Source organism: Streptomyces sp. NRRL F-2580 (assembly GCF_000720115.1).
GTDB lineage: Bacteria > Actinomycetota > Actinomycetes > Streptomycetales > Streptomycetaceae > Streptomyces.
The window spans coordinates 93,115-118,108 of record NZ_JOIR01000018.1; the positions used below are offsets into that span (position 1 = coordinate 93,115).

Annotated in this window: 34 protein-coding genes and 1 tRNA gene; 17 read left to right on the plus strand and 18 right to left on the minus strand. The window is 71.1% G+C overall.

What is annotated here, in order from left to right:
- Nucleotides 1-147: 147 nt before the first annotated feature.
- Together IF88_RS0121195 and IF88_RS0121200 are read left to right on the plus strand one after the other, a co-directional pair.
- Nucleotides 148-1,125, plus strand: coding sequence for a helix-turn-helix transcriptional regulator (locus tag IF88_RS0121195; RefSeq protein ID WP_030714575.1), 978 nt, complete (start codon nucleotides 148-150; stop codon nucleotides 1,123-1,125).
- A 278-nt stretch (nucleotides 1,126-1,403) separates the two neighbouring features.
- Nucleotides 1,404-1,631: a hypothetical protein gene (locus IF88_RS0121200; RefSeq protein ID WP_234323627.1), complete on the plus strand. Its 228-nt coding sequence runs from the start codon at nucleotides 1,404-1,406 to the stop codon at nucleotides 1,629-1,631.
- A gap of 130 nt (nucleotides 1,632-1,761) precedes the next feature.
- Here IF88_RS0121200 and IF88_RS0121205 read toward each other — a convergent pair whose 3' ends face one another.
- The 4 genes from IF88_RS0121205 to IF88_RS0121220 form a co-directional block, all read right to left on the minus strand.
- Nucleotides 1,762-2,172 (minus strand): hypothetical protein, encoded by a 411-nt coding sequence (locus IF88_RS0121205; protein WP_158754482.1) that lies wholly within the window; start codon nucleotides 2,170-2,172, stop codon nucleotides 1,762-1,764.
- 168 nt (nucleotides 2,173-2,340) lie between these two features.
- The gene (locus tag IF88_RS0121210; RefSeq protein ID WP_030714585.1) at nucleotides 2,341-2,889 is read right to left on the minus strand and encodes a GNAT family N-acetyltransferase; all 549 of its coding nucleotides are present in this window, start codon (nucleotides 2,887-2,889) and stop codon (nucleotides 2,341-2,343) included.
- Nucleotides 2,890-2,971: 82 nt separating this feature from the next.
- Nucleotides 2,972-3,487: an SRPBCC family protein gene (locus IF88_RS0121215; protein WP_030714589.1), complete on the minus strand. Its 516-nt coding sequence runs from the start codon at nucleotides 3,485-3,487 to the stop codon at nucleotides 2,972-2,974.
- A 495-nt stretch (nucleotides 3,488-3,982) separates the two neighbouring features.
- Entirely contained in the window at nucleotides 3,983-5,095 is a 1,113-nt protein-coding gene (locus IF88_RS0121220; protein WP_030714592.1) for an alpha/beta hydrolase, read from the minus strand.
- 317 nt (nucleotides 5,096-5,412) lie between these two features.
- On the opposite strand from IF88_RS0121220, the gene IF88_RS0121225 reads away from it, so the two are divergent.
- Both IF88_RS0121225 and IF88_RS0121230 read left to right on the plus strand, forming a co-directional pair.
- On the plus strand, nucleotides 5,413-5,616 hold the full coding sequence (locus tag IF88_RS0121225; RefSeq protein WP_030714595.1) for a cold-shock protein: 204 nt from the start codon (nucleotides 5,413-5,415) through the stop codon (nucleotides 5,614-5,616).
- Between the two features lie 55 nt (nucleotides 5,617-5,671).
- Nucleotides 5,672-5,748: transfer RNA gene (locus IF88_RS0121230), tRNA-Met, on the plus strand.
- A gap of 128 nt (nucleotides 5,749-5,876) precedes the next feature.
- On the opposite strand, the gene IF88_RS0121235 is transcribed toward IF88_RS0121230, so the two are convergent.
- Both IF88_RS0121235 and IF88_RS0121240 read right to left on the minus strand, forming a co-directional pair.
- The gene (locus tag IF88_RS0121235) at nucleotides 5,877-6,122 is read right to left on the minus strand and encodes a hypothetical protein (protein ID WP_030714598.1); all 246 of its coding nucleotides are present in this window, start codon (nucleotides 6,120-6,122) and stop codon (nucleotides 5,877-5,879) included.
- 310 nt (nucleotides 6,123-6,432) lie between these two features.
- On the minus strand, nucleotides 6,433-6,903 hold the full coding sequence (locus IF88_RS0121240; RefSeq protein ID WP_030714601.1) for a DIP1984 family protein: 471 nt from the start codon (nucleotides 6,901-6,903) through the stop codon (nucleotides 6,433-6,435).
- Between the two features lie 269 nt (nucleotides 6,904-7,172).
- On the opposite strand from IF88_RS0121240, the gene IF88_RS0121245 reads away from it, so the two are divergent.
- Nucleotides 7,173-7,457, plus strand: a complete 285-nt coding sequence (locus IF88_RS0121245) for a hypothetical protein (RefSeq protein WP_030714604.1) — start codon at nucleotides 7,173-7,175, stop codon at nucleotides 7,455-7,457.
- Between the two features lie 63 nt (nucleotides 7,458-7,520).
- Here IF88_RS0121245 and IF88_RS0121250 read toward each other — a convergent pair whose 3' ends face one another.
- Complete coding sequence (locus IF88_RS0121250) at nucleotides 7,521-7,799, minus strand: hypothetical protein (RefSeq protein ID WP_030714606.1); 279 nt, start codon at nucleotides 7,797-7,799, stop codon at nucleotides 7,521-7,523.
- Between the two features lie 202 nt (nucleotides 7,800-8,001).
- Complete coding sequence (locus IF88_RS0121255) at nucleotides 8,002-8,502, minus strand: lamin tail domain-containing protein (protein WP_030714608.1); 501 nt, start codon at nucleotides 8,500-8,502, stop codon at nucleotides 8,002-8,004.
- A gap of 404 nt (nucleotides 8,503-8,906) precedes the next feature.
- On the opposite strand from IF88_RS0121255, the gene IF88_RS0121260 reads away from it, so the two are divergent.
- Entirely contained in the window at nucleotides 8,907-9,533 is a 627-nt protein-coding gene (locus IF88_RS0121260; RefSeq protein WP_199808107.1) for an ATP-binding protein, read from the plus strand.
- A 110-nt stretch (nucleotides 9,534-9,643) separates the two neighbouring features.
- Here IF88_RS0121260 and IF88_RS0121265 read toward each other — a convergent pair whose 3' ends face one another.
- Entirely contained in the window at nucleotides 9,644-10,201 is a 558-nt protein-coding gene (locus IF88_RS0121265; protein ID WP_030714613.1) for a GNAT family N-acetyltransferase, read from the minus strand.
- Nucleotides 10,202-10,409: 208 nt separating this feature from the next.
- Between IF88_RS0121265 and IF88_RS0121270 the strand changes: the two genes are divergently transcribed.
- The gene (locus tag IF88_RS0121270; protein WP_234323628.1) at nucleotides 10,410-11,228 is read left to right on the plus strand and encodes a ferritin-like domain-containing protein; all 819 of its coding nucleotides are present in this window, start codon (nucleotides 10,410-10,412) and stop codon (nucleotides 11,226-11,228) included.
- 9 nt (nucleotides 11,229-11,237) lie between these two features.
- On the opposite strand, the gene IF88_RS0121275 is transcribed toward IF88_RS0121270, so the two are convergent.
- On the minus strand, nucleotides 11,238-11,651 hold the full coding sequence (locus tag IF88_RS0121275; protein ID WP_199808108.1) for a hypothetical protein: 414 nt from the start codon (nucleotides 11,649-11,651) through the stop codon (nucleotides 11,238-11,240).
- Nucleotides 11,652-11,812: 161 nt separating this feature from the next.
- Here IF88_RS0121275 and IF88_RS0121280 point away from each other — a divergent pair, with 161 nt between their 5' ends.
- The 5 genes from IF88_RS0121280 to IF88_RS46615 all read left to right on the plus strand — a co-directional run bounded on the left by IF88_RS0121280 (nucleotide 11,813) and on the right by IF88_RS46615 (nucleotide 14,339).
- Nucleotides 11,813-12,094 carry a hypothetical protein gene (locus IF88_RS0121280; protein ID WP_051837253.1) on the plus strand — a complete coding sequence of 94 codons (282 nt, stop codon included), beginning with the start codon at nucleotides 11,813-11,815 and terminating at the stop codon, nucleotides 12,092-12,094.
- Nucleotides 12,095-12,286: 192 nt separating this feature from the next.
- Nucleotides 12,287-12,424: a hypothetical protein gene (locus IF88_RS46610; protein ID WP_158754484.1), complete on the plus strand. Its 138-nt coding sequence runs from the start codon at nucleotides 12,287-12,289 to the stop codon at nucleotides 12,422-12,424.
- Nucleotides 12,425-12,519: 95 nt separating this feature from the next.
- Nucleotides 12,520-13,158 (plus strand): TetR/AcrR family transcriptional regulator, encoded by a 639-nt coding sequence (locus IF88_RS0121290; protein ID WP_234323629.1) that lies wholly within the window; start codon nucleotides 12,520-12,522, stop codon nucleotides 13,156-13,158.
- Nucleotides 13,155-14,012, plus strand: a complete 858-nt coding sequence (locus IF88_RS0121295; protein WP_051837255.1) for an alpha/beta fold hydrolase — start codon at nucleotides 13,155-13,157, stop codon at nucleotides 14,010-14,012. The genes IF88_RS0121290 and IF88_RS0121295 overlap by 4 nt, the downstream gene beginning before the upstream one ends.
- Before the next feature lie 102 nt (nucleotides 14,013-14,114).
- Nucleotides 14,115-14,339, plus strand: coding sequence for a DUF7003 family protein (locus tag IF88_RS46615; protein WP_158754486.1), 225 nt, complete (start codon nucleotides 14,115-14,117; stop codon nucleotides 14,337-14,339).
- Here the strand turns inward: IF88_RS46615 and IF88_RS0121305 are convergent.
- Entirely contained in the window at nucleotides 14,276-15,778 is a 1,503-nt protein-coding gene (locus IF88_RS0121305) for an amidase (RefSeq protein ID WP_078893030.1), read from the minus strand. The two genes, IF88_RS46615 and IF88_RS0121305, sit on opposite strands and share 64 nt — an antisense overlap.
- A gap of 141 nt (nucleotides 15,779-15,919) precedes the next feature.
- Here IF88_RS0121305 and IF88_RS0121310 point away from each other — a divergent pair, with 141 nt between their 5' ends.
- Complete coding sequence (locus IF88_RS0121310) at nucleotides 15,920-16,573, plus strand: TetR/AcrR family transcriptional regulator (RefSeq protein ID WP_030714641.1); 654 nt, start codon at nucleotides 15,920-15,922, stop codon at nucleotides 16,571-16,573.
- A 1-nt stretch (nucleotide 16,574) separates the two neighbouring features.
- Here the strand turns inward: IF88_RS0121310 and ppk2 are convergent, their stop codons facing one another.
- From ppk2 to IF88_RS0121330, 4 genes are all read right to left on the minus strand, one after another.
- Complete coding sequence (gene ppk2 / locus IF88_RS0121315) at nucleotides 16,575-17,621, minus strand: polyphosphate kinase 2 (RefSeq protein WP_051837257.1); 1,047 nt, start codon at nucleotides 17,619-17,621, stop codon at nucleotides 16,575-16,577.
- Between the two features lie 241 nt (nucleotides 17,622-17,862).
- A complete protein-coding gene (locus tag IF88_RS49605) occupies nucleotides 17,863-18,342 on the minus strand; it encodes an STAS domain-containing protein (protein WP_051837258.1) in 480 nt (159 codons plus the stop codon).
- A gap of 69 nt (nucleotides 18,343-18,411) precedes the next feature.
- A complete protein-coding gene (locus tag IF88_RS0121325; protein ID WP_030714654.1) occupies nucleotides 18,412-18,963 on the minus strand; it encodes a DoxX family membrane protein in 552 nt (183 codons plus the stop codon).
- A 55-nt stretch (nucleotides 18,964-19,018) separates the two neighbouring features.
- The gene (locus tag IF88_RS0121330) at nucleotides 19,019-19,327 is read right to left on the minus strand and encodes a hypothetical protein (RefSeq protein WP_030714657.1); all 309 of its coding nucleotides are present in this window, start codon (nucleotides 19,325-19,327) and stop codon (nucleotides 19,019-19,021) included.
- Between the two features lie 219 nt (nucleotides 19,328-19,546).
- Here IF88_RS0121330 and IF88_RS0121335 point away from each other — a divergent pair, with 219 nt between their 5' ends.
- Nucleotides 19,547-19,804, plus strand: coding sequence for a WhiB family transcriptional regulator (locus IF88_RS0121335; protein WP_030714660.1), 258 nt, complete (start codon nucleotides 19,547-19,549; stop codon nucleotides 19,802-19,804).
- A gap of 72 nt (nucleotides 19,805-19,876) precedes the next feature.
- Here IF88_RS0121335 and IF88_RS0121340 read toward each other — a convergent pair whose 3' ends face one another.
- Complete coding sequence (locus IF88_RS0121340) at nucleotides 19,877-20,794, minus strand: hypothetical protein (RefSeq protein WP_030714663.1); 918 nt, start codon at nucleotides 20,792-20,794, stop codon at nucleotides 19,877-19,879.
- A gap of 185 nt (nucleotides 20,795-20,979) precedes the next feature.
- On the opposite strand from IF88_RS0121340, the gene IF88_RS0121345 reads away from it, so the two are divergent.
- A complete protein-coding gene (locus tag IF88_RS0121345; protein ID WP_030714666.1) occupies nucleotides 20,980-21,414 on the plus strand; it encodes a VOC family protein in 435 nt (144 codons plus the stop codon).
- Between the two features lie 8 nt (nucleotides 21,415-21,422).
- On the opposite strand, the gene IF88_RS0121350 is transcribed toward IF88_RS0121345, so the two are convergent.
- Nucleotides 21,423-21,962, minus strand: coding sequence for a GNAT family N-acetyltransferase (locus IF88_RS0121350; protein ID WP_030714669.1), 540 nt, complete (start codon nucleotides 21,960-21,962; stop codon nucleotides 21,423-21,425).
- A gap of 342 nt (nucleotides 21,963-22,304) precedes the next feature.
- Nucleotides 22,305-22,628 carry a hypothetical protein gene (locus IF88_RS0121355; protein WP_030714672.1) on the minus strand — a complete coding sequence of 108 codons (324 nt, stop codon included), beginning with the start codon at nucleotides 22,626-22,628 and terminating at the stop codon, nucleotides 22,305-22,307.
- Between the two features lie 81 nt (nucleotides 22,629-22,709).
- Between IF88_RS0121355 and IF88_RS0121360 the strand changes: the two genes are divergently transcribed.
- Together IF88_RS0121360 and IF88_RS0121365 are read left to right on the plus strand one after the other, a co-directional pair.
- Nucleotides 22,710-24,230, plus strand: a complete 1,521-nt coding sequence (locus IF88_RS0121360) for a sensor histidine kinase (protein ID WP_030714675.1) — start codon at nucleotides 22,710-22,712, stop codon at nucleotides 24,228-24,230.
- Complete coding sequence (locus tag IF88_RS0121365; protein WP_030714678.1) at nucleotides 24,227-24,910, plus strand: response regulator; 684 nt, start codon at nucleotides 24,227-24,229, stop codon at nucleotides 24,908-24,910. The genes IF88_RS0121360 and IF88_RS0121365 overlap by 4 nt, the downstream gene beginning before the upstream one ends.
- Nucleotides 24,911-24,994 lie beyond the last annotated feature (84 nt).

The following is a 24,994-nucleotide window of genomic DNA, read 5'->3' on the forward strand; positions in this document are numbered from 1 at the left end:
CATCAGCTCCATTCCATTCGATTCGATGCGATTCATCGGCGGTACGCACGTCCATCCGCCGGCCGGACGACCAGCTTTGACGTCGCGTCAACGAGCCTCGCAACAAATCACGACACCCTCCGTCATGTATTCCTCTAACGTTCTCGTATGCGTGCCGACAGGCTGGTCTCCCTGGTGCTGCTCCTGCGCCAGCGCGGTCGGCTGACGGCGGACACACTGGCCCGCGAGCTGGACGTGTCCACCCGTACCGTGCTGCGCGACATCGAGGCGCTGTCCGCGGCCGGCGTCCCGGTCTACGCCGAACGCGGCAGGCACGGCGGGTTCGCGCTGTTGCCCGGTTTCCAGACCAAGCTCGCCGGACTGAACCACGACGAGGCCCTCGCCTTGCTGACCGCCGGAGCGGGCCGCGGCGAGCAGGTCTTCGGGCTCGGCTCGGCACTCGCCTCGGCCATGCGCAAGGTGGTCGACGCACTGCCCGAAGGTCACCGGACCTCGGCGCACGACGCGGCCCAGCGCTTCCTCGTCGACCCGGAGGCCGATCTGCTCTCGCGCCGCCGGCCGGTCGCCGAGGAGGTGCCCGGCACCACCATGGTCGAGGTCAGGCGCGCGGTGCTCGCCGGACACAAGCTGCGCATCCACTACGCGGCCACGGGCCGGGCGCCGCAGTGGCGCACGGTGGACCCGATCGGCCTGGTCACCGTACGAGACCGGGGATACCTGCTGGCCACGAGATCCGGCGAAGACCGTACCTACCGGCTGTCGCGGGTGCTGGCCGCCGAGGAACTCCCCGAACCGGCACAGCGACCGAACCGGGTCGATCTGGACCGGATCTGGCAGGAACGCTCCGCGCAGTTCCTCTCCGGCGGTGACCACATCACCGTGCTGGTACGGATGAACCCGGCGCGGCGGGAGGAGCTGCTGGACACCGCGCTGGCCGTCCGCGCGGAAGAACCCGACGCGGACGGCTGGCTACGGCTGGAGGTGACCTTCCAGGACTTCCGGCACGCGGACTGGGCGCTGTGGCAGCTCGGCACGGACGCGGAAGCCCTGGCCCCGCGGTCGCTGCGCACCTCCCTGCGCAACCGCGCCGCAGCGATGGCCGCCCGCTACGAAGACTCACCCTGACACGGGGACTCATCGATAGGGTTGCGCGCATGGACAACGAACGTTCGACAGGGCCGACGGGCTTCAGGTAGCCCGCCAGGAAGTACCTGGCGGTTGCTGCGAACGGAGTCCGTCCCGTGACACGCACCGCTCACCATCTCCCCCCTTCACGCAGCCAGAGTGCGCACGAGCGCACATCAGGAGATCCTTGGCGTTCCGTGGTTCTCTACGACCTCAGGTACAGCGCCCACACCTTCCGCGAGGCGACACGAGAGTCCAGAAGGCCTCAACCTCACGTGGTGCGCCGCACGGTGGACGTCTACTCGTTCCCCCGACACCAGCAGGACCGCTCCGTCGCCCGGTGGTCTGCGGAGGAGGAACGCCGGGCGCGACAGCGGCTGCGCGCCCAAGTGGGGACGCTCCTGAGGCTGGTGCGTTCCACCGCCGATGAACTCGCACTCGATGCCGCGGACACCGTGGACATACCGCCGGCACGTCATCGGCGCAGCTCGCTCTGGCTCGCGTAGTCAGCACTGGAGAACCGGCCCACCCGTAGCCCCGGCCCACCCGTAGCCCCGGCCGGCCGATGCCTCGTGCCTCGGCCGGCTCTGGAGGCCGCCTGCACGAGCAGCGGCAGCGGCCTGCTGCGTAGGTGGTCTAAGGCGTCTCGGCGAAGGCCCCCAGGGCAGCGCCGCCCCGTAGAACACCCGGCCGGACCGCAGCGCGGATGGCCTCGATCACCAGCCGTTGGTCACTCGGCCGCATCATGGTCAGCGGGACCTTGAGCTCCGGTTCGCCGGCCTGACGACAGCGGATCACATGCCCGAGGCGCCCCATCTCCTTCACCTCGACGCTGTCGAGGTCGGCCAGCGGTAGCCGTCGCGGCGTGAGGCCCAGGCGCACGGCGACGTATCCGTCCGCCACCGAGACGGCGAGAAGCCAGTGCAGGGCGAAGGAGAAGACAACGGACGCGGCCCCGAGGACAAGCCAGACCGGTCTCGGCAGCACCCTGCCGTCGCTGGTGAGACCTTGCGTGAGCGCCACGAGAACGGCGGGGACAGCAGACACCAGGAGGCGACGTGGGTCAGGGCGGACGCACACGGACTCGCGGTGTGCAGGCATGGAAGGGCTCTACTTTCGAGGTGGTGGGGTGCGAGACCCACTCGGGGCGGACCGGCCCACCCTCCGCCACGCACGGAGCCTGGTCAAGTTCCCGCTGGTCGGCGAGGCCAGACGTCAGCCTTCCCCCGTCGGGTCCGGCTTCCAGTCCTGGACGAGGAGTCCGAGCACCACGTCGTCCAGGAACTCGCCCATCACCCAGGCCGAGGAGCGCAGCACGCCCTCGCGGACGAAGCCGTTGCGCTCGGCGGAGCGCAGCATCGCGGCGTTGTCCGACAGCGTCTCGATCTGCAGCCGCTGCAGGCCACGGACGATGAAGCCGTAGTGGCACATCACCGCGACCACGTCGGTGCCGTAGCCCTTGCCGCGGCAGGACGGCCGCAGCCCGAGCCCGATGTGCGCGGACCTGTTGTGGTTGTCGATGCCCCACAACGTCGCGGTACCGGCGAGCGTGCCGCCGTCCAGCTCCACCACGGAGAACGAGACGTGCCCCTGCTCGTTGTCGTCCACCACGAGCCGCGAGTCCTTCGAGCCGGGCGTGATCGGCCGCCACGGCCGCAGTTCGGACCGCGAGTAGTTGACCACGTCGTCGTGGAGCTCGGTCTGCAGGATCGGGATGTCGTCGTCGTGCCGGGCTCTGAGCCCGACCTTGGTGCCCCTTAGCATGCAAGGTTCCTATCCGAGCAGGCTGGTCGGCAGCAAACCAATTAGCGGTCGGCGGCCACAGGCTGCCCGAAGGAGCCGAGCCCTAGGGGGCGGCGGGGTGTGCCTCCAACTCCGACTTCAGGTTGCGCAGGGTGGCTCGGATGTTCTTGCGCTGGAACTCGGCGAAGGTGTGTCCGCGCGTCGCGATCCTGTCGAACGCGTTGGCCGCCGGGTCGGGCCAGCCGCGCCGGTCGTCGGTCCATGTCTCCGTCACCTCGGTGCCCCCGGGTACGGCGGTGAAACGGTACTCCCAGGTGGCGATCGGGCCGCGCAGCCACGGGCGGCGCAGGCCGATGGCGTGCACCTTGAACCGGAAGACCTCTTCCGGGTCGGCGGCCGTCACCGTGCAGCGGGTCGTCCAACGGAACGGACCGCGCTTGTTGTGACCGTCGAAGACCATCCCGGCCCTCGTCGCGGTGCCGGGTCCCTCGGCGGGGGTCGCGCCCAGGTTCTCCGGGCTCCAGCGGCCCATGAGAGCGGGGTCGGAAACGTGCTGGTAGACCGTCGACGGGTCGGCCGCGACGATGATGGTGTCGCAAACGCTGAACGTGCGGGGCATGTGGCTCCCTCCTCGGACCACGACGGTAGCGGTCGCCGACCCGCCCGCCCGCACCCGGGGCCCCCGCCGCGGAGTCCCTCACAGGTCCCGCGCCGGCACGGTTGAACGGCGGCGTCGAGGGCTCCGGGTACCCCGAGCCGGGCACGGCACACGCTCGGCCATGCGGCCGTCAGGCTGTTCACCGGTGCCGAGGTGCCGAGGTGCCCGGCGAGCCCGTGGTGAGCGTCGGTGAGCGCCCGCCGCGACTGTCGGGTCACGTCGGACCCGCTGCGGACCGGCCCCGCCCGCCCGGCTGGTGAGCTTCGTGGGCCGCGCAGACGAGGTCGTCGAGGTCGCCGAGATGCTATGGGTGGCGCGGCTGGTCACCCTGACGGGCCCGGAGGCGTCGGCAAGACCCGGCTGTCGGTCGAGACCGCAGGTCTCGTGGGCACCGGGGGTGGCCCCGGGGCCCGTCCTCTCGTCGGAGGACGGGCCCGCCGAAGCCTGGTGCGCCCCCTATTGCGGCTTCGGGCCCTTCATCAGCTTGCTGAGCTCTTCCAGGGGGCCTTCCTGCATGCCTCGGACGTAGTCCCAGCCGTTGTGGTCGCCGCCCTGGATCTCGTGGATCGTCACCTTGATCGGGCCCTTCCCGAACTGCTGTTGGAACTTCTCCATCCGGTCGCGGCCGCCCTCCTTGGTGCCGTACTGGAAGAGGACGTTCACCTCGGGGCCCTTGCCGTTGATCAGCTTGGGGGCGAGCTTCTCGGGGTTGTTCGCGTCCATTTCCGCCTGGTGTCCCTTCCAGAGCGGGGAGTCCGGGACGATCTCGCCGCCGTTGGCGATGACGGCCCGGAAGCGGTCCGGCCTCTGCAGGAGCTGCTTGAGGCCGACGAAGGCGCCGGAGGAGTTGCCCATGAAGGCCCAGCCGTCGCGGGACTTGTAGGTACGGAAGTTGGCGCGGGCGAGGTCGGGTACGTCCTCGCCGATCCAGGTGCCCATCTTGGCCTGGCCGGGGATGTCGGAGCCGTCGTAGTAGTACTTGCTGTCCGGGTTGAGGATCGGCATGACCAGGATGTACGGGAGGCTCTTGCCGGTGGCGGCGCCCTCGGCGATGGCCTTCTGGAGGCCCAGCTTCGGCATGGTCGCCCAGTAGTTGTCGGCGTTCCCGTTGCCTCCGGGCAGCGCGATCATGACGGGGAAGGCGCTCTTCGCGTACTCCGGGCGGTCGTACTCCTTGGGCGTCCACACCCAGACGCTGCCGTCGAAGCCGGACTTGGCGCCCTTCACCCGGGCCTTGGATATTCGGGTGCCGTCGTCCAGCTTGACCGTCTGCTTGAAGTCGGTGAACGGACCGGTGGGGAGGGATATGTCCGGGTCCACGCTCGGGGCCGAGGCCGGCTTCCCGCCGCCGGTCTCCTTGCCCTTGTCCCCGTTCTTGTCCGGTCCGGCAGGAGGCTTCCCGTAGCTGACGGACTCTCCGTTCCCGTCGAACCAGTCCGTCGTCCAGCAGATCAACCCGGCGCCGGCGCCGGCGAGCAGGGCCACGGCCACCCCGGAGCCGATCCACACCTTCTTGCGGGATCGCCTGGGTCGCTGCGGCTGCGAATGCGGCTGCGGGTATTCGTGCACGAACTTTGCTCCGAACGGGGCGGCTGCCCTCGGGCGGGCAGAACGGGTGGGTCCTTCTCTTTGGATGCGCTTCGCGACTCCCAGGTTGCAAAAATATGCAGCAAATGTCGTTTTGCTTTCAAATGAGTGCGCCCGCAGCGCTGTCCACGGCTGCTGCGGGAAGGGCAAAAAAGGAGAAAGTGTCACGGCACGCTGGGCGCAAAAGTCGGATGGTTGCCCCGTCGACGGGTAGAACGGACGCCGGGTGCCTTCCGGTGACGGACGGGGCCCGACCACAGACCAGCCGGGACCCCCGGCGCTATCGAAGGACAAGCAGCATGGCCAGCGGCACCGTGAAGTGGTTCAACGCCGAGAAGGGCTTCGGATTCATCGCCCAGGACGGCGGCGGCCCGGACGTCTTCGCCCACTATTCCAACATCTCCGGCAACGGATACCGCGAGCTGACCGAAGGCGAGCCGGTCACCTTCGAGGTCGCCCAGGGCCAGAAGGGCCCCCAGGCCGAGAACATCATCCGCGGCTGACGGATGTAAACGCGTGCTGCCCCGCCAGGATCACTGTGTAAAGTGGCACTACCGACGCGGGGTGGAGCAGCTCGGTAGCTCGCTGGGCTCATAACCCAGAGGTCGCAGGTTCAAATCCTGTCCCCGCTACCAAAGAGAAGGGGCCCGGCCATGCCGGGCCCCTTCTCTCATCCAGGTGACTTCCAGCGGCTGCTCGTCCTGGCCGCCCGAGCCCTGGAGCAGAAGACGGAAAGGGTGAGGCATCCGGTATCCGTTGCGGTTCACGTGAGCATGGTCTCCGCATCACGATGAGGCTGCTTGGGGGCTGCGGGCAGAGCGAGGCGGGACCCGAGACGGCAGCGCATCTCTTCGGCGGCCTGGCGTACCTCTTCGGAGCGGGTCTCTTCCTCGAGGGCGCCGAGGAGCATCATGACCGCTCGCGCCTCGTCCGCGGTGAGCAGCTTCAGGCGGGTGTCGGTGACGGCGTCCAGGAGCACGCCAAGGAAGTCTTCTTCGTCCATCTCCATGCCGGGACAACGCGCTACCGCATCGCCGGTCACCCCGGGGCCCACTGTCAGCCCCGGTCCGGGAGCGCGAGCCCCCGGACCGGGCGCCGTCCTGCGATGTGGACGCCCCGAACCCGCCCTCGTCACGATCGGATCTGCACGTGGTGATGAAATGTGCGCGATGCGCTGTGACTCGTCACGCTGCTGAGCTGCACTGTCATCTCGGGAGTCGAACCCGATGCGCTGCTCTCCGCGCGCCAGCCGGGCCGGTAACCGCCGGCCCTCGGTTGTGCACGCCTCCGGTGTGACTACCTGCTCCACATCGCGGGTCTCAGTCCAGGAGGTCGGCCTCCCAGTTGGTGCGCTGGATGCGTACGTCGATCTCACGGATCTCGCGGGCGGCGTCGTCGGCGCGAGCGCGCAGCTCGGCGACGGGCAGCGCGGGGAGCACCAGCAGCTCGGAGCGCAGCTGACGGCCGTGGCCTCGTTCCCCGCTGCCGGCGGCGGCGTCGGCAGCCGAGGTGAGCACGGAGTGGTGCAGGCGCAGGGTGTCGCGGCGGGCGAGGGCGTCGGTGAGGGTGCCGTCGGCGCCCATGTCGACGGCGGCGTTGGTCCGGTTGATGCGCCGGATCAGGGACTGGAGGTCGTCGAGGGTCTCGGTGACCTCGGCGAGCAGCGCGGCCGGGTCTTCGGCGGGGGTCTCGCCCTCTTGGTGGCGGGCGTTGGCCACGATGCGGGCCCGTAGCTGTTCGACGCGACGAGCCGCCTCGGCGCGATTCGCCAGTGCTTCGCCGAGCTTCATCGTGGTGGTCCGTCCCTTGGCGCTGTTCGTCGTGCGGTACCGCCGCGCTGATCACCCTACGTCAGGTCATGGGCAGGCCCTCGGCACGAGCGGGGACCAGCGGCTTGGCGACGAACCCAGATCGTCTGCTCGGGCCCGTACAGCCGACCGTTCGTATGACCGGGGGAGGCTCTTCCGGTGATGGGCGGGGGTTTAGCGAGGCGGGCACGGGGTGGGCGGGGTAGGGCATTGTCGCGGCGACGACGCCGAGCACCTTGAGGAGACCAGCCATGTACGCAGCAGTCCGAAGGTACGAAGGCGTGACCGACCCGGCCGAAGCCGGACGCCTCGTCGACGAGGGGTTCGTGCCGATCATGCGCCAGGTACCCGGATTCGTGGCCTACTACTGGGTCGATGCCGGCCACGGGGTGATGGTGTCGACCAGCGTGTTCCAGGACCGTGCGGGCGCCGACGCGTCGATCGAGAGGGCGGCGGACTTCGTGCGGGAGAACCTCGCTTCGCTCCTCCCCAACCCGCCGCAGGTCACGGCGGGCGAGGTCGTTGCCTCCGCGTAGCGGCGTCGGACGCGCCCAGCGGCTACGCCGAGGGGCCAAGGAGATCCTTGCCCCTTGCCGCATCTACGAGGCGGGGCACCGTGCGGGCGCTGCGGTTCGGGGTGCGATCCGTATGCGGGTCCCGTCCCACAGCACTGTTTCCGCGGGCAGGATCAGCAGGCCGGCCTCGCTGTCGCCCCAGGCCGCCCCGACGCGGCGCACTTGGACGGCGGCGCCGCCCGCGCCGGCCATGTAGACCGTGGGGTCGACCTCCCAGCCGCGCTCGGCCAGCCACTCCTCAAGCTGTGCCATGGCCGAAGCGGCCGCCCCGCGCGGCCACGTGTACGTGTTCTCGCCGTCCATGCCTGTTCCCCCCGTCGTGGTCGGCCATCCGGCCACGAGCGATGCTCTCAGGTGGCACTGACAACGGCCTCTCGATTTCACACTCGTCCCTCGCCCAGCTGCCGACCACCGGGAAGAGCGTGCCGCGGCTGGTTGCCGCGGCACGCTCCTGCGGGGTGGGCCGGCAGGTCACTCTCCCCGATGGAGCGGCTGCCGGTCCGGGTCAGCGGCGGTGGTTGTCGTGGTGTCCGCGGCGGCCCCAGCTCTCGGTGTCGATGACGCGGCCGCGGTCGTCGCGGAGGGTGGCGGTGTCGCGCTCGTCCCAGATCTGGTGGCGGCGGTCCTGGTAGACGTCGCGGTGGGTGTCGCGCCCGTTGCCGGTGTGGACCTTGACGCTGGAGTGGCCGTCCAGGCGGAGGTGGTCGAAGCGGTAGCGGTTGCCGTCCTCGTCGGTGAGGGTGAAGCCGCGCAGGTTGACGGCGCCCCGGCCGGTGTTCTTCACCTCGACCCATTCGCGGTTCAGCGCGCGGTTGTCGCGGGCGCGGTCGCGGTCGCGGTCGCGGCTGTCGTGCTGGACGTCGCCGATGACGATCGAGGAGTGCCGGCCGTGGTGGCCGCGCCGGTCGTCGTCGTGGGCTGCGGCCGGGACGGCGGCCGCGCCGACCAGGGCACCGGCGGCCAGGACCGCGGCGAGGAGACGGCGGGTGGCGGGGGAAGCAGACATGCAGATGGCTCCTTGAACAGTCAGCCCGGCCCGGCGTCGTGCGAGCGGGCGGGCTCCGTGCGGTTCTCGGCGTCCTGCCGAGGAGCCACACTCTGGCCCGGACCATCGCCAACCGCCACAACTCGTGAGGTGTGTTTCTCAATGCGGACATGTCCGTAACTCTCGCCTGTAAGGGGCAAGCGTCAAGGTCTGGTTGACGTGAGTGGGGCAGGGCCGGGTGCGGCCGCCGCGTTGTCGGAGCAAGGGGCTTTCAGCCACATAAGCAGTTCATTCACGCCATGCCGTGCGCTGTGCGCCGAACGGGTTCAGGCTCCTGTAACAGGCGCACCTGCCGTGTGAATCCCGTTTGCGTCGGTCACGGGGGTGGCCTCCAGACCGTCATCAGCAGGCGGGATACTTGGCTGATGGACGTATCGAGGGCTTCCTGGGAGAACACCACGCACGATTGGTCCGGCCTCGTCGATGCCGGTCATCTGGCGCACATCCGACGGAGTCCCGCGGAGTTCGCTCCGGACGGACCCTGGCACCTCGTCCTCGAGGTGCTTGCCTACGCCGCCGACGAGGCGTCAAGCAGGGGCGGCGGAAGCTGCGTCGTCGTTCTCCATCCCGACGGTTCCCTGTCCGTACGGGACGACGGGCGGGGCACCGACACCCGCGTGGACGAGCACGGCCAGGTCGTGAAGAAGCCGGTCATGGCCACGAAGGATCTCCGGTTCTTCGACTTCCCGCAGGCCGAGGCGCTGCCCGACGGCCGTCCTCGGCGCGGAATGTCTGTGGTTGCGGCCCTCAGCGAGTGGCTCGCCCACACCAACCGCCGCCTCAACGGGGCCTGGACCCAGCGCTACGAACAGGGCGTGCCCGTCACCGGTCTTGAGCCCGTCGAGGCCGACGGCACGACCGGGACGCTGGTCCACTTCAGGCCGGACGCGTCATTGGGCCGGGTGAACGTGCCGGCGGCCGGCGACCTTTCGCGCCTGGCCACGCTCTGGCCGCATCTGGAGGTTCAGATCGACGACAGGCGCGATGCCTGACGGGTTCCGCCACCGTTACCGAGCGCACGATCGGCGCGGTCCTGTCGGCGTCACGGGACGCGGGTCTCGTGTGGTGCCGATGGACCCGAGCCGCGCTGTCGAGTGCGAGCTCAGCCGGACGGCGTGGCCGAGGACCATACGCCGAACCACTGCTCGGCGCCGTACTCCTCGAACCGCTCCACCTCGGCGAACCCCAGCTTCCGCGCGACGCGCATCGCACGGTCGTTGGCGGCCTGGGTGGTGAGTACCACCGGCTCGCCGGGCCGCGCGCCGGCGAACCAGTCGAGTGCCGCCGCGCACGCCTCGGCGGCGTACCCGCGCCCCCACGCGTCCGGCAGGAACATGTAGCCGAGTTCGGCCTCCCCGCCTTCCGGGCGGAGGTGACCTGGACGCTCCGCGTCGCGCGGATCGAGTGTCGTCATGCCGATCATCGCTCCGTCGAGCTCGATCACGAAAAGGCCGGGACGCCGCCCCGGCACCTCGGGCATCGCGCGCTCGAGCTCGTCACGCGGTCGGGAGCCGCCGATGTGGGTGCCCACCTCCGGCGAGGCGAACAGCTCGATGAACGCCGCACGGTCCCGCGCCTCGGACTCACGGAGCACGAGCCGCTCGGTCCTGATCGGGGCAGGGGGCCAGGCGGCGGGGTGCGCTGTGATCTCGTCCGGCATGGAACGGCTCCTGATCCTCTCGACCACCCGGTTCGACCTCGTATGGACACGGGCGTGGCGGGCAACGGCCTCTGACGTCACCACACTCGGAGACGCGCTGCGCCGCGATGCCGGTTGCGTGGCCCGACAGCGCACGCTGCCCTTCTGTTACCTGGCCATGACACTCCAGTACTTTTGAACGCGCTCAACAGCCGCTAAATTCTTGAACATGATCAAAATTGAGTACGGAGCATGGGTGAGCGGATTCCAGGCCGAGCGGGAGCGCCGGGCGGCTCTGGGCGACCCCGACTGGGGAAAGGGCGCGCGGCTGCCGGCCGAAATCGTCCGCAGCATCCAGAAGTTCCAGGTCGGCGAGGACGGCGACGGCTCCGCACTCTCCGGCAAGGCCGATCTCGCGGGTGATCCGGTCTACTCCGAGGCGGTCCGGCTCTTCATCGCCGAGGAGCAGAACCACGCGCGGATGCTGAAGCTCCTGTTGGCAGCCGGCGGGGCGGGCACCCTCGACGGACACTGGAGCGACGCGACCTTCGTGCGGGTACGGCGGCTGCTCGGACTGCGGGTGGAGCTACTGGTGTTGATGATCGCCGAGGTGGTGGCGCTGGGGTACTACCGGGCCCTGCGCGACGGCGTCGCCGACCCGCTGGCCTCCGAGGTCGCGGGCCGGATCCTGGCGGACGAGGAGCGGCACGTTCCGTTCCACTGCCTACGCCTGCGGGAGGGCCTCGCCGGGCTGCCCCGGCCTGTGCGCCGGGCGGTGACGTGCGGATGGCGCGGACTGCTGGCCGGCGCCGCCGTGCTGGTCGCGGTGGATCACGGCCCGGCCTTGCGGACTCTGGGGGTGGGCCGCGGTGCCTTCGTCGCGCAGACCCTGCGCTCCTCCGCGTGGATGGCCCGCGCGATGTCGGGCGGCCCGGTTCCCGCGCCGGCGGTGGCGGGCACCGTGGCGGTTCTGCGCGACCTGAACGAGTTCGGCGTTTCCCGCGACAGGCTCAGATCGCGCCGGGGGGCGTTCAGGCCGAAGGCTTGAGGGTGGCCGTCACTGGTGGGGGACGGCGATGCCGGCCGCGCGCAGGTTCGCCTCGACCAGTGCGTTCAACCGGACGATGGACGACGCCTGGTCCTCCCGGGGGTGGTTGACCAGCCCGTAGCGGGAGGCGGCATCGGACCGGTTCCGAAATCCGGTCGGCGTCGCCAGCAGCGCACGGTTGCTCAGCGGCTTGTCGGTCAGCGCCCACGCCAGCTCCTCGATCCGGGGTTCGTCCGGATCCCAGGACCTCGCCTCCCCACCGCGCTTGGTCAGCTCGACGTGCTCGGGATCGTCAAGGGAATGTTCGAGCCGGGTCAGGCAGCTGTCGGAGATCTCCGGAACCAGCGCGCGGGCCAGTATCAGAGCCTCCCGTTGACCGGTCACGTAGTCGGGATCGAAGCCGAGATCGACGAGCCGGTCCAAGACCGCGCAGGCCCGGTCGGGCAGTAGAACGCGGTCGCCGTGCCGCTCTGCCAGGCGATCGACGACTGACAGTGCCGCTCTTCCGAACCGTGCGCGTCCATACGCGCGGGAGCCCCGCCCGCCGATGCCGTGGGGATGCCACCAGTTGAGATCATGGGACGGTGACCACACACCTCCCCACCGGATGGACGATCGAGCAGATCCGCGCGCTCTCACAAGACCGAAGGGCCACCGCGCTCTCCCGCGACAGGCTGGTGGTGGTCGAGGAGCCGGGCCGGAGCGAATACGCGACCCTCCAGCCTGAGGTAATCCTCGGGTTCCACGACTTGTGCCTCGTGCTCGACGACGGCGAGTGGTTCATGGGCCAACTCGACACGGACGGCTCAGTGGTCTGCTGGGCCTCGTACGGCCCCGACCTGGCTGGGGCCATCCTTAGCCTGTGAGTCGGCGCCCTGCGGCCACCCTCACGCCGGGCTCTACTCGTTCCCGGGTGACGGCGCGCACCAGGCGATGCAGGACATGCGCGACCTGGTGGGCCGGTGCTGGAGCGGCTCGGAGACGAGAGCCTCGTCATCCAAGCGATGGTTACGGGCGGTACGGGCGACTCGCAAAGCGCCGACGCGACCGTTGTGCGCGTGGGGGGTTCGCTCGTCGTCATCAGCAGCGTCCTCATCCTGACGCGCGAAGAGGCCGACGCCGTCGCGGCGTTCCTGCCGGTCGCCGTGGAGCAGGTCAAGTCGGACCACCCCGAGCCGGTCGACGCGGGCTCGTAGGCGCCCCGACGCGTGCGCGGTGGTTTGCCCCACTCAATCTGGAGGCATCTCTAAGTTTAGAAGAGTCTCTAAGTTCTTGGGGGAGGGGAGCGCCCGTGCGGACAGAGCGTGTGCGGACATCCGGGGGAGGGCTGCGCGAGCAGCACAAGGCCCGGAGGCGGGTCCGGATCCTCGACGCGACGCGCGCACTGCTGCGGGAGGGCCCGGAATCGGTGATCAGCACCGAGCGGATCGCCGAGCGGGCGGAGGTCTCACCGGCCACCGTGTACAACCTCATCGGACCGCGGGAGAAGATCTGGGAGGCCCTCGCCGACGGGCTCATGGACGAACTCGAGGACCGGCTCGTCGCGCTGGGATCCGGTGACCCCCAGGACGTCGTCAGATCGACCGTCCAGCTCTTCGTCGGCGACCCGGTCGTGTCCCGCCGTCTGGTGCGCGGCTGGGAGGAGAGCGGCCTCGTACTCGACCGCAGTCCGCTCGTCCGGCTCCGCCGGGCGATGGCGGACGCACGGACACGGGGTCTCCTGCGCGCCGACGTCGACACCGACGCGTTGGCCGCCGTGGTCAGTACCGCGTGTGTGGGTGCGCTGCACCGGTGGGTCGCCGCCCTGATCGACGACGACAAGTTCCTCGCGAACGCCCTGTTCGCACTGGACGTCGCGCTCGCCGCGGCGGCCGCGGATCCCTACCGCGACCAGCTGCTGGCGCCGCTGCGCACACGGGGCGCGGTATGACGGCCGGCGCGCCGCCACGGCACCGGGACTTCGTGGGACACGGCGGGATCCGGATCACGGCGGACGTGTGGGGCGCGGACTCCTCTCCCCCTCTCGTCCTCCTGCACGGCGGCGGCCAGACGCGGCACGCCTGGGACCGGACCGGTCCCCGGCTGGCCGCGCTGGGGTGGCGGGTCATCGCCCCGGACCTGCGTGGGCACGGCACCAGCGCATGGTCGGCCGATGGAGACTACGCCCTCGACCTGTTCGCCGAGGACGTCCGGGCGATCGTCGCCCGGCTCGGCGGCCGGCCGGTGCTCATCGGTGCCTCGCTCGGAGGCCTGGCCTCGCTGCTCGCCGCCGGAGAGGCACCGAGGGCGGCGATCCGCGCCCTGGTGCTCGTCGACGTCGCCCATCGACCCGATCCCCGCGGGTTTCGCCGGATCGTCGCCTTCATGCGCGGCCATCCGGACGGATTCGCCGACGTGGGGGAGGCGGCCGCGGCGGTGTCCGCCCACGTGCCCCACCGCCCGAGGCCGTCCGACCCCGAGGGGATACGGACCAAGCTGCGGCGCCACGGCGACCGCTGGGTGTGGCACTGGGACCCCCGGATGCTGGACAGCTTCGAGGGCCGGATGGACCCGCCGGGCATGGCCGAGCGCCTCCTCGACGCCGCGCGCCACGCCGACGTGCCGATCCTGCTCGTCCGCGGTGGGATCAGCGACGTGGTGCGCGAGGACGTGGCCGAGCAGTTCTGCGACAGCGTTCCCGACGCGCGGCGCATCGACGTCCTCGGTGCCGGGCACATGGTGGCCGGCGATCGGAACGACCACTTCCTCGACGCGATCGTCCCGTTTCTGGAAAGGGTCGAATGAGAAGGGGGCTGCCGCGCACCGCCGCCACACGGGGCGCCGGGGTCGGTTCGCACGCCGTGCACGGCCTGCACGGCGTGCACGACGCGCGGTTCAGTCATCGGGGTGCGCCTGCTCCCATTCCGTCCTGAGCTGTGCGGGGAGGCGGCCGCGGTGCTGCGGCTCGACGAGTGGTACCAGTCCGAGGACCTCCGGGAGGTACCACCAGGCCAGCAGGAAACGTTCCGGCTGCTCGCCGAGGTCCTGGACTCGGGCGACCCGGCCCGCTACCGCCCGACGCGTCCCCCGAACACCCACTGGTCGCACTGGCCGGACTCGGGCACGTTGTAGGGCGGGCGGGCGGCCTTGCTTCCGACGCGTGGGTCGACCGGTGTGAGGACTCCGAGTCGGTCCTCGATCGACTGGGCCGCGTCCAGGCACAGGTCTTCCCGGAACGCGCGCCCGACGATCTGCACTCCGCAGGGGAGCCCGTCGGCCAGCCCGGTCGGTACGGCCACGCCGGGTACGCCCACGAAGCTGGTCACGGTGCACAGACGCATGCCCGACCCGACCCGGTCCCTGCCCGACCTGTCTCGCGACTCCAGCCCCGGCTCCACCGGCGGCTCGGTGAAGACCGGGCCGAGCAACAGCGGGTATTCGTCCAGGAATTCGGCCCATGAGCGGCGGATGTTCAGCCAGGTGCCCATCAACTTCATGAACTCGTCCGCACTCACGGGCGGGGTCCGCTCCATCATCATCTCGACATAGCGGTCCCCGCCCTTGCCGAGCAGCGTGCGCACCACCGGCCAGCTCGGCGCGAACTCGGTCACCGTGATCCGGCCGTACGCCTCGAGGGCCTCGTCCATCCGCGGTACGTCCCGCACCTCCCGCACGTCGTACCCGGCGTCGCGGAGCGCGTCGGCCGCGGTCGCGACGGCTCCGCGAATCGTGGGGTGGACTCCGTGCCCGCCAGGATCCGCCACGACCGCGACCTTGACGCGTCCGGGGAGCGGTTCGCCGTAGGCGGGCACCGGCACGGCGCGTGGGTCTCGCGGATCGGTCCCGGCCAGTACTTCGTACGCGAGCCGGAGATCGCCGACGCTCCGGGCCAGCGGGCCGTCGGTGACCAGCATCTGGGACGCCGGGCCGGGGTCGTCCGGGCCGAGAACGCGGTGGTCGGCGGGGAACCGGCCCGTGGACGGCTTCAACCCGGCCACTCCGCAGAACTGGGCCGGGATGCGCACCGACCCGCCGGAGTCGTTGCCGAGCCCGAGGGCCGCCATGCCCGTGGCCACGGCCACCGCGTCGCCCCCGCTGGTGCCGCCCGGGGTCCGGCTGCGGTCCCACGGATTGACCGTGTCGCCGAACAGCTCGCTGCGCGTGTGCATCCCCGCCAGGATCAGGGTGGGGAGGTTGCTGTGCCCGATGGGGATGGCGCCTGCCGCGCGCAGCCGCGCCACCGGAGGTGCGTCGGCCGGCGCCACCAGATCGCGGAAACGCTCCGCGCCGAACGTGGTCGGCACGCCCTCGATCGGGGTGCTCTCCTTCACCGTGAAGGGCACGCCCGCGAGTGGTCCCAGCGCTTCACCTGCGGCCCGCCGACGGTCCACCTGTGCCGCGGCCTCACGTGCGCGCTCCGCCAGGAGCTGCGTGACCGCGTTCACCTGCGGGTTGACCTCGGCGATCCGATCCAGGTGGCTGTCGACCAGTTCGACAGCCGAGATTTCCGCGCCGCGCACCGCCTCCGCCTGCGCGGCGGCCGGCATCTTCCACAGGGCGTCGTCCTGCATGGCTCTTTCCTCCCTCTCCCGTACCGATGCGCTCGCATCGGAACCGAAACGAACCCTACCCCTGGAATCGATGCGATCGCATCGAATAAAGTGCCGAGAACGGAGAACGCAGAGAGCCGTGCAACAAGGAGGGGACCGGGCATGCCCAGGCAGGTGGACCACGCGGGCCGACGCCGCCTCATCGCCGAGGCCGTCTGCCGCCTCGCCGACGAACGGGGGCTGGAGGGCGTGACCCTTCGCGACGTCGCCGCCCGCGCGCAGGTGTCGATGGGCGCCGTTCAGCGGTGTTTCCGCACCAAGGAAGAGATGCTCGTGTTCGCTCTCGGCTACATCAGTGAGCGGATCATGGAGCGCGTACGAGCCCGCCTCGTCAGGAGCCCGGCCCAGTCGGCCGGCACCGCCCTGGGGCACGCGGCCACCGAGATCTCACTGCTGAGGGAAGAGCACCGCGCCGAGGCCAGGGTCTGGCTCGCCTTCGTGGCGCAGGCGGCCGTCAGCGAGGTCCTCGCAAGGACGCTCCAGGCGAACTACGCCACCCTGCAGGAGGCGTTCACCCGCCTCATCGAGGAAGTCGGCGAGGGCGCCGGCCGCGCCGTTCCCCTCGATGCGCAACGCGATGCGCAACTCGATGCGCAACGCGAGGCCCGCACCCTGCTGGCCCTCGCGGACGGCCTCACCACGCACGTCCTCATCGGCCACCTCACCTCGCAGGAGGCACACGACGTCCTGCACGCACACCTGTCCGCCCTCTGGGAGCAACCGGTCCGGCCTCCTCGCACCACCTCGAACCGGTGAGTCAGGGCCGGATCGGTTCCGGTCCCGTCTCCGGGGAGCCGGGGCCGGGGTCGGGGTCGGCCGGGAGCGGCGGGTGCGGTTGCGGTTGCGGATGGAGGCCGGGGCCGAGGGGTGGGCCGGCCAGGGGGGTGGGGGAGAGGTCGGTGGGTTCCTCGCCCGCCTCCAAAAGGGTGTCGGCGGCGCCGACGATGAGGGGGTCGGGGTGGCCCACCGCCGCTTCGTCCTTCCGGTCGTAGTCGATGCGCGACAAGAGGCTGCGGATCGCCTCCAGCCGGCCTCGCCGCTTGTCGTTGCTCTTGACCACTGTCCACGGGGCGTGCTCGGTGTCGGTCGCACGGAGCATCGCGACCTTCGCGGCGGTGTACGCGTCCCACAGGTCCAAGGAGGCCAGGTCCGTGGGTGACAGCTTCCACTGCCGCACCGGATCGACCTGGCGGATCGCGAAGCGGGTGCGCTGCTCGGCGCGGGAGACCGAGAACCAGAGCTTCACCAGCAGGATCCCGTCCTCCACGAGCATGGTCTCGAAGGTCGGACACTGGCGCAGGAACAGCTCGTACTGCTCCTGGGTGCAGAACCCCATGACCTTCTCGACGCCGGCACGGTTGTACCAGGAACGGTCGAAGAAGACGATCTCACCGGCCGCCGGCAGATGGGCGACGTACCGCTGGAAGTACCACTGCCCCTCCTCTCGCTCGGTCGGCTTGTCCAGGGCGACGATCCGTGCCCCACGGGGGTTGAGGCGCTCGGTGAACCGCTGGATCGTGCCGCCCTTGCCGGCCGCGTCCCTGCCCTCGCAGATCACCACCAGCCGGGCCCGGGTGTCCTTCACCCAGTGCTGCAGCTTCAGGAGCTCGATCTGCAGGATCCGCTTGGTGCGCTCGTACTCCCCCCGCCTGATCTTGCGGTCGTACGGGTAGTTCTCCTGCCACGTGCGAATCGGAGCGCCGGTCGAGTCCAGCAGCACGGGCTGCTCCGGACGGCGGTCATCCACGCTCAGCCCCGTCAGCAGGTCCTCACCGTCCGACCGCTGGAACTCGTCTTTTTTCATACCGAGCCCCTACCCCCGCGATACGCCCCGATGTGCGCGCCCCCGAAACGTATTCACCGAGGTATTCATGGCTGCATACTCGGAGGTGTGGCAGACAGTGATGTGGAGATCGACTCCGTAGTCAGGCGCCGGGCGGCCGCGAGCGGACACCGGGCGGGCTGACCTTGCAGCTGCACATCGACATCCGCTGGCTCCTGGACCGGCAGGAGGAGCTCCTCGGCAACGAGCTGGGCGTGCTGGACTACTCCGGTCTGGTGTGCGCCCGCTGCCGGCCAGGAACGAGTACTTCGGGTACGGCGTGGCGGTGGCCTACATCCGGGCCTCGGGCCAGGACGTGGACACCGCCTTCGAACCCTGGCGCGACCTGATCACCGACATCCGTACGCTGCGCGCCGGTCAGTTCCAGCAGGTGCATGACCTGCGAGGCCGGGGCGTGCAGGCGGATCCGTCGGCCGTGCTCCTGGGCGGTGAGGCGGGCCTGGAGGAGGGCGTTGAGGCCGGAGGAGTCGCAGAAGGTGAGCTCGGCCAGGTCGACGACGATCTCGTCCGGACCGTCCGGACCGTCCGGACCGTCCGGCCGGGTGATCACCGTGTGCAGAGCGTCCCGCAGCTGGGGCGCCCGGTCGAGGTCGATCTCACCGCTCACGCGTACGACGACGCCCCGTTCCCCGCGTTCCACCCGTACGAGCGGTACGCGGGCTTCTTCCCGGTCATGTGCCATGCCGCTCAGCGTAGAGGGGCCAGAGCGGGCGAAGACAGAACACCTCGAAGGAAGAGGGTCGTGGCCGCGTCAGCGGGAGCCCGTGAGCGAGGCCGCGACCGACTTGGCGTGGTTCGCCGTACGCGCCGCGGCCGCTTCGACGGGGCGGCGGACGGCACGGACCGGGTGCCGGTGGTCGAGTGCGTGCCGGGAGCGGTAGGCCAGCGAGGGCTTGCCGTGGGTGTCCGCGGCGGCGATGAGGAGCCCTCCCAGTGCGGACAGGTCGGTCAGGAAGTGAGCGCGCTGCCGCGCGCGCTCCTCCGGGTCCTCCACCGTCCAGAAAGCGTGTGCGGCGAGGGAGGTCGGCACCAGCGTGGCCGCGAGCGTGAGCGCGGCCAGGCGCGGGGCACGCCCCGTCGCGAACAGCAGTCCCGCCGCGGCCTGGATCGCGCCGGTGGCACGCACGAGCCGCAGCGGATCCCCGGCAAGGGCGGGCACGCGCTTCCCGACCGCTCGGACGACGGGCTGGACGATGGGTTGGGCGACTTCCACTACGGCCTCGGGGCGGCGCAGGGTGCGTAGTCCGCCGGTGACGAAGGGGGCGGCGAGCAGGGGACGGGCGAGCTTTCGTACGACAGCCATGTCCCGCTGTTGCCCCGTCCCGGCGCGTCCATCCGGTCCGTGAGCTGAAAGGATCTCAGGACTCACCTTCGAGCCCCGTGACCGCCGGCGGTCCCAGGGGCGCGTCCTTCTCCGAGAACCCGAGCTCTGCGAGGGCACCCGCCAGCAGGCGTACGGCTTCGTCCTCGGCCGTGGCCCGGTCCGGGGCCTCGACTTCGAGCCGGGCGGAGAAGGTTCCGCCCTCGTGGACCGTGAGCAGTTCCACGTCCTCGGCCTCGCTCAAGTCCGTGTGGTGCGAAGCCAGCCTCCTCGCCAGCTTGGAGCGGGCTGCGTCGTCGACGTCCCTCAGGAACGTTCCGGGCACGGTGATGACATAGGTGGTCACTGCTGCTCCTGTCAGTGGGCAAAGGGCTGCGTTGTGGATGCCCCAGTCTCGCGCTTCAAACCTCCCCAAGCCCGGCACATCGGCCTGCCGGGTGTCGCCGCGCGGCCCCCTGCCCGGGGCGGGGGGCCGGCAAGTGGTTGCGCCCGCACTGAATAGAGCGGCCGGTACCGGCCAGGAGGGATGAGTGAGGATTCGGACGAATTGGATGGAGGAATGACGATGAACTGGCGCCACGAGGCCGCCTGTAGGTGGGAAGATCCCGATCTGTTCTTCCCGGTGGGCTCCAGCGGCCCGGCCCTCGTCCAGATCGAGGAGGCCAAAGCGGTGTGCCGCCGATGCCCGGTCCGCGAGAACTGCCTTCAGTGGGCCCTCGAAGGAGGTCAGGACTTCGGTGTGTGCGGCGGCATGAGCGAGGAGGAACGCCGGGCGGCCAAGCGGCGCGCGGCTCGGGCCGCCCGCGGACGATCGGCGGGCTGACCCGCGTCCGGCAGACGGCCCGCTCGCCCGGCGCGCCGGATTCGGGGCCGAGGGCCCCGGAGCGGGCGCGGCTCAGAAGACGTGGCTGATCCTCTCGTCCCGGACCAGCGTCCCCAACTCGGTGTCCGACAGCGGGTGCAGGGTGTCCAGGAGGCGGCGCAGCCCGGATTCGTCGAGGGTTTGGCTGCTGACCTCGACCTCCTCGTTCCCGTGGCGGCGGGTGAGGGTGACCAGGCGGGGGGAGTCGCGGACGGTGCGCATCTCGCCGTTCGCGCCGACCGTGCAGGACACTGCCTCGTCAGTGGGTTCGGGGCATCGTGGCGTCGGCGTGAGCCCCGAGCGCACGACCAGGCCCACGTACCCGAGATCGGACTCCTCCCGGACGGGGCGGTAGTCAACGATGAAGCCGGCGGGTTCCACCTGGGCATGGGACACCCGCATGCCCGGCGGCGCGTCGCCCAGGTACAGCAGCTGCGGATGTTCCCGGTACCGGGCGAGCTGCGCGTCGTGCCGGCGTTCCTGTGCCCGCGCCGGGCCGGCGAAGCCCCCGTAGGCCACCGCGGTCGCCAGCGCGGCCATCGCCCCCGCCCGTACCCACCGGTTCGGCACGAAGAACGCCGCGGCCACGGCGTACGGCACCCCCGTCAGGGCGAGCCGGGTACTGGCGCTCCCCAGGGGCACGTCCCGGGCGTAGGCGGCCAGGCCCGCCAGGACGCCGAGCGTTCCGAGGACGAAGACCAGCGCTGCCCAGCCGAACCGCTCGCGCACGGAGCCGCACAGCGGGACCACGGTCCGTGCGGGTATGCCCGCCGTGGCCAGCAGTCCCACCGCCAGCGGTAACCCCAACGCGAGGACCCCCACCAGCTCACCGGCCCCGCCGTCCCAGGCCGCGAACAGCAGCCCGACGCCGAGCGTCGGCACCACGGCCGCCATCACCGCCCAGACCAGGAACAGATGCAGGGCCGTCAGCGCCCCCTTGCTGCTATTCACAGCGCGGATCCTGTCAGTCGGCGCTGCGGCGCACATGAGTTCCCGTACTCAGAACCGCGCCACGGTCTGCGACCGCTTCCACGCTGCGCCGCGGGTCGCCGCCTCGATCTCCGCAACGCCTGACGGCACATGCGCCGGTGCCCACGTGATGGACTCTCCGCCTCTCCGGGCATTAGCGTGATCGCATGGAACAGCGCATCACCCTGGTCACCCTGGGAGTTTCCGATCTCGCACGTGCCAAGGGCTTCTACGAGGCCTTGGGCTGGCGGGGACAGGAGGTCGAGGAGACGGTCTTCTTCCAGGCCGGCGGACTCGGGCTGGTGCTGTGGGACCGGGACGAGCTGGCCCGTGACTGCGGTGTGGAGCCCGGACCCGTCGGCGGGTTCGGCGGGATCGTCCTGGCACACAACGTCCGCTCTGAGACCGAGGTGGACGAGCTGCTCGCCGCGGTACGACGGGCAGGCGGCAGCGTCACCAAGCCCGCGGCCGTCAACGCGATCGGGTTCTACTCCAGCGCTTTCGTGGACCCCGACGGGCACTCCTGGGAAGTCGCGTACAACCCGGGATTCCCCCTCGCCGCGGACGGCTCGGTCACCCTGCCCGACTTCGGCGGATCGTGAACGTACCGTCAGGTCCTGGCACTACGGGCGATGCGGTACAGCACGTTCGGACGCAGTGGCCCTTCGGGCACGGTGGGGTCGTCGAAGTCGTCGGCCGGATTCCGCGTCATTCCGATGCGGCGCATCACCGCCTGTGAGCGGTGGTTGGTCGCCGTTGTCACGGCAAGGATCTCGGGAAGTCCAAGCGTGTCGAACCCGTGGGCGAGGACCGCCAGCGCGGCCTCGGAGGCGTAGCCGTGGCCCCAGGCCGGGCGGGCGAGCCGCCAGCCGATCTCCACTCCGGTGAACGGCATGCCGTCATCGACCTGGTCCAAGCCCGCGAAGCCGATGAACTCACCCGTGGCCTGCACCTCGACCGCCGACCACCCGTAGCCTCGCTGGTCGAACTCGGCCTGGAACCGCGCCACGGAGGCGTCGCTCCGTTCGCGGGTCAGCAGGTCGCCCAAGTGCTCCCGGACCTCGGGATCGGCGTTCATCGCCGCCCACGGTTCAAGGTCGGAGTCACGCCATCGACGGACGGTGAGGCGAGCGGTACGCAGTTCGGTCATGCTGCCCAGCCAACGCGAAGGTCCGGCCCCGGGGCAATCCCATTTTCTGGTGACCCCACGACGTTGCCGGCCGTCGGACGAGCCCTGGACACGGCCACCGCCCCGCCGGACGCCCTGCGGACGCGCGGCGACCTCCCGTGGGGAGCCGGGAGGGCGACGGGCCCGGGATGATCCGGAGCCACACCATATGCGCGGGGCCGGACGGGCCGATAGGCATATGACACGAGAGATTCCGGATCCAGACGGCGGCGCGCCGCTGGAGCGGCTCGCCTGCGGTGGCCGCCGCCAAGAGGCGCCGCAGGGCGGGAGTCGGTGGGCCCGCGGGAACCGCGAGCCAGGTGGTCAGGGGCGGGGCGGTGAACGGGCGGATCGCGGTGCCGGGGAGCGTGGGCAGGCCCGTGACCTGTAGAAGACGGTCCGGGAAGGGGTAGCGGACGAGGCGATGGCGGTGAGCGCCTCGCGCAGGCCGGTGAACGGCGGGCCGAGCGGCGGCCGGGCACCGGCGTCCCGCAGGGCGCCGATGACCAGGTCGTGGAACGGGGTGTTCGCCGCGCGGTCGGCGAGCCGGAGCGGGAGCCCGGCCGGGTCGGCCAGTGACAGCGGGGGCGGGCGGCCAGCGGTGGGCGGCCGGGACGCAGGGACCGGCCGGGTCCCGGACGACGCCACCCCTACGTGCTCGGCCCGGGCCCGCGGTAGTGGACTTTCGGCAGTGCCGCGGGGGCAATGGAGTTCCGTAGGGTCGCGTGCGTGAGAACAGTGATCATCAAGGCGCGGGTACCGGCACCGGTGCTGTCCGCAGGCCTGTTCGTCGGGGCGGTGGTGGCCGTCGGCACGGGCGTCGTCACCCTTTGGTGGGGGATACCCGCGGCGGTCTGCGCCTTCCTCGCCGGCTGGCAGCCGGGACGGAACCGGAGCACGGTGGCGGCCCTGGCCGGAGTGCTCGCGGCCGCCGTGGTGGCGGTGCTCCTGGTGCCGGCGTGGCTGGGCTGGGCGAGCCAGTTCGTGGGGTTGCTGCTCGTGGCGGCGATGCTGCCGTGGTTCGCCGGCCGGTTCCTGCGCCAGTACCGCGAACTGGTGAGGGCCGGATGGGAGCGGGCCGCGCGGCTGGAACGCGAACAGCACTTGGTCGCCGAACAGGCCCGGTTGCGCGAGCGGACCCGGATCGCACAGGACATGCACGACCTCCTCGGCCACGACCTCAGCCTCATCGCCCTGTCCGCAGGGGCACTGAAGCTGGCCCCCGGCCTGTCCGAGGACCACCGGGCCACCGCCCGGGACATCCGGGCCCGGGCGGGAGCCGCCGTCGACCGGCTCGGTGAGGTGATCGGCCTCCTGCGCGAGCCGTCGGATACCGCTACGGAGTCCGCGTCCGAGGCCGGGCTCACGGCAATCGAAGGCCTGGTGGACCGGGCGGCCGCGGCGGGGCTCGACGTCCGGCTGCGCGTGGAGGGCCAACCGGCGGCCGGTGACCCGTCGTCGGCCGTCGAACGGGCCGTGCAGCGCGTCGTCCAGGAGGCGCTGACGAACGTGGCCAAGCACGCGCCCGGGCACCGGGCGACCGTCGTCGTCCGCCACACGGACGGATGGACCGAGGTCAGTGTGACGAACGGCCCGGTGCCCACCACGTCTGCGGCCCATCACGACCACGCCATGCGCCCCACACCGGGGGTCCGAGCCGCCTCCGCGCCCGGCGAGAACCACCGCTTCGGGCTCATCGGCCTGGACGAACGCGTCCGACTGGCCGGTGGCACCTTCACATCGGGCCCGGAGGGCCCCGAAGGCCCCGGGGAGGGCGGCTTCGCCGTCCGGGCCAGGCTCCCGCACCGCCCCGGGGCCGTGCCCCCGCCGCGCCGCGCCGAGCCCGGCGGGCCGGCCGGCGCACTGCCTCCCGAGCACCGCAGTGCCCGTCGCCGACTGGGCCGTACCGCCGCCGCGGCCGTCCTGGTACCGCTGTGCACCACCGCTTTGCTCATCGGCGGGGTGCGGACGTGGGACACCGTGACGGCGCGGCAGTCGGTACTCGCACCCCGGGACTACGCCCTCCTGTACGTCGGCCAGCCACGCGCGGACGTGGCGCCGTACCTGCCAGAGCGCCAGACGACCCGCCGCCCGGCAGCACCCGCGCCCGCACCACAAGACGCGGTCTGCGAGTTCTACGTACAGACCGGCGACCCGTTCGACGACCGCTCGGGAGACATCTACCGTCTCTGCTTCCGGGCCGACCGCCTGGTCTCCACCGACGACTACACCGGGAAGGCCGTCCGATGATCCGGATCCTGATCGCCGACGACGAACCCATGATCCGCGCGGGTGTCCGCGCGGTCCTCGCCACCGACCCCGGCATCACCGTCGTCGCCGAGGCGGCCGACGGCCACCAGGCGGTGGAACTCGTACAGCGCCACCGCCCGCAGGTGGCCGTCCTCGACATCCGCATGCCCGGGACCGGCGGGATCGAGGCCGCCGCCGAGATCCGAAGGACCGTCCCCGACACGGGCGTGGTGATGCTGACGACCTTCGGCGAAGACGAGTACATCCTGCGCGCCCTGAGCGAAGGCGCCACCGGCTTCCTGATCAAGTCCGGCGAGCCGGAGGAACTGAGCGCCGGTATCCGGGCGGTGGCCGACGGCGCCGCCTACCTGTCACCGAAGGTCGCCGCCCGCGTCGTCGCGCATCTCGCCGCCGGCGGTGCGGGCGCCCAGGCCGGCCGCCGCTCCGCGGCCCGCGCCCGCATCGAGACCCTGACGGCCCGGGAGCGGGACGTACTCGGCTTCCTCGGCAGCGGTCTCTCCAATGGTCAGATCGCGCGCCGACTGCGCCTGGCGGAGGGGACGGTCAAAGCCCACGTCAGCTCGATCCTCGCGCGCCTGGGCGTCGACAACCGGGCCGCGGCGGCCGTGGTCGCCCACGAGGCCGGCGTGGTCCCCGTGCCGCCCGACCGCCTGTCGTAGGAGGGACGCCGACACCAGCCGTACGGCGATCGGCAGGACCAGGAGCCGTACGGTCACCACGGCCGCGGCGCCGAGCACCGCGCC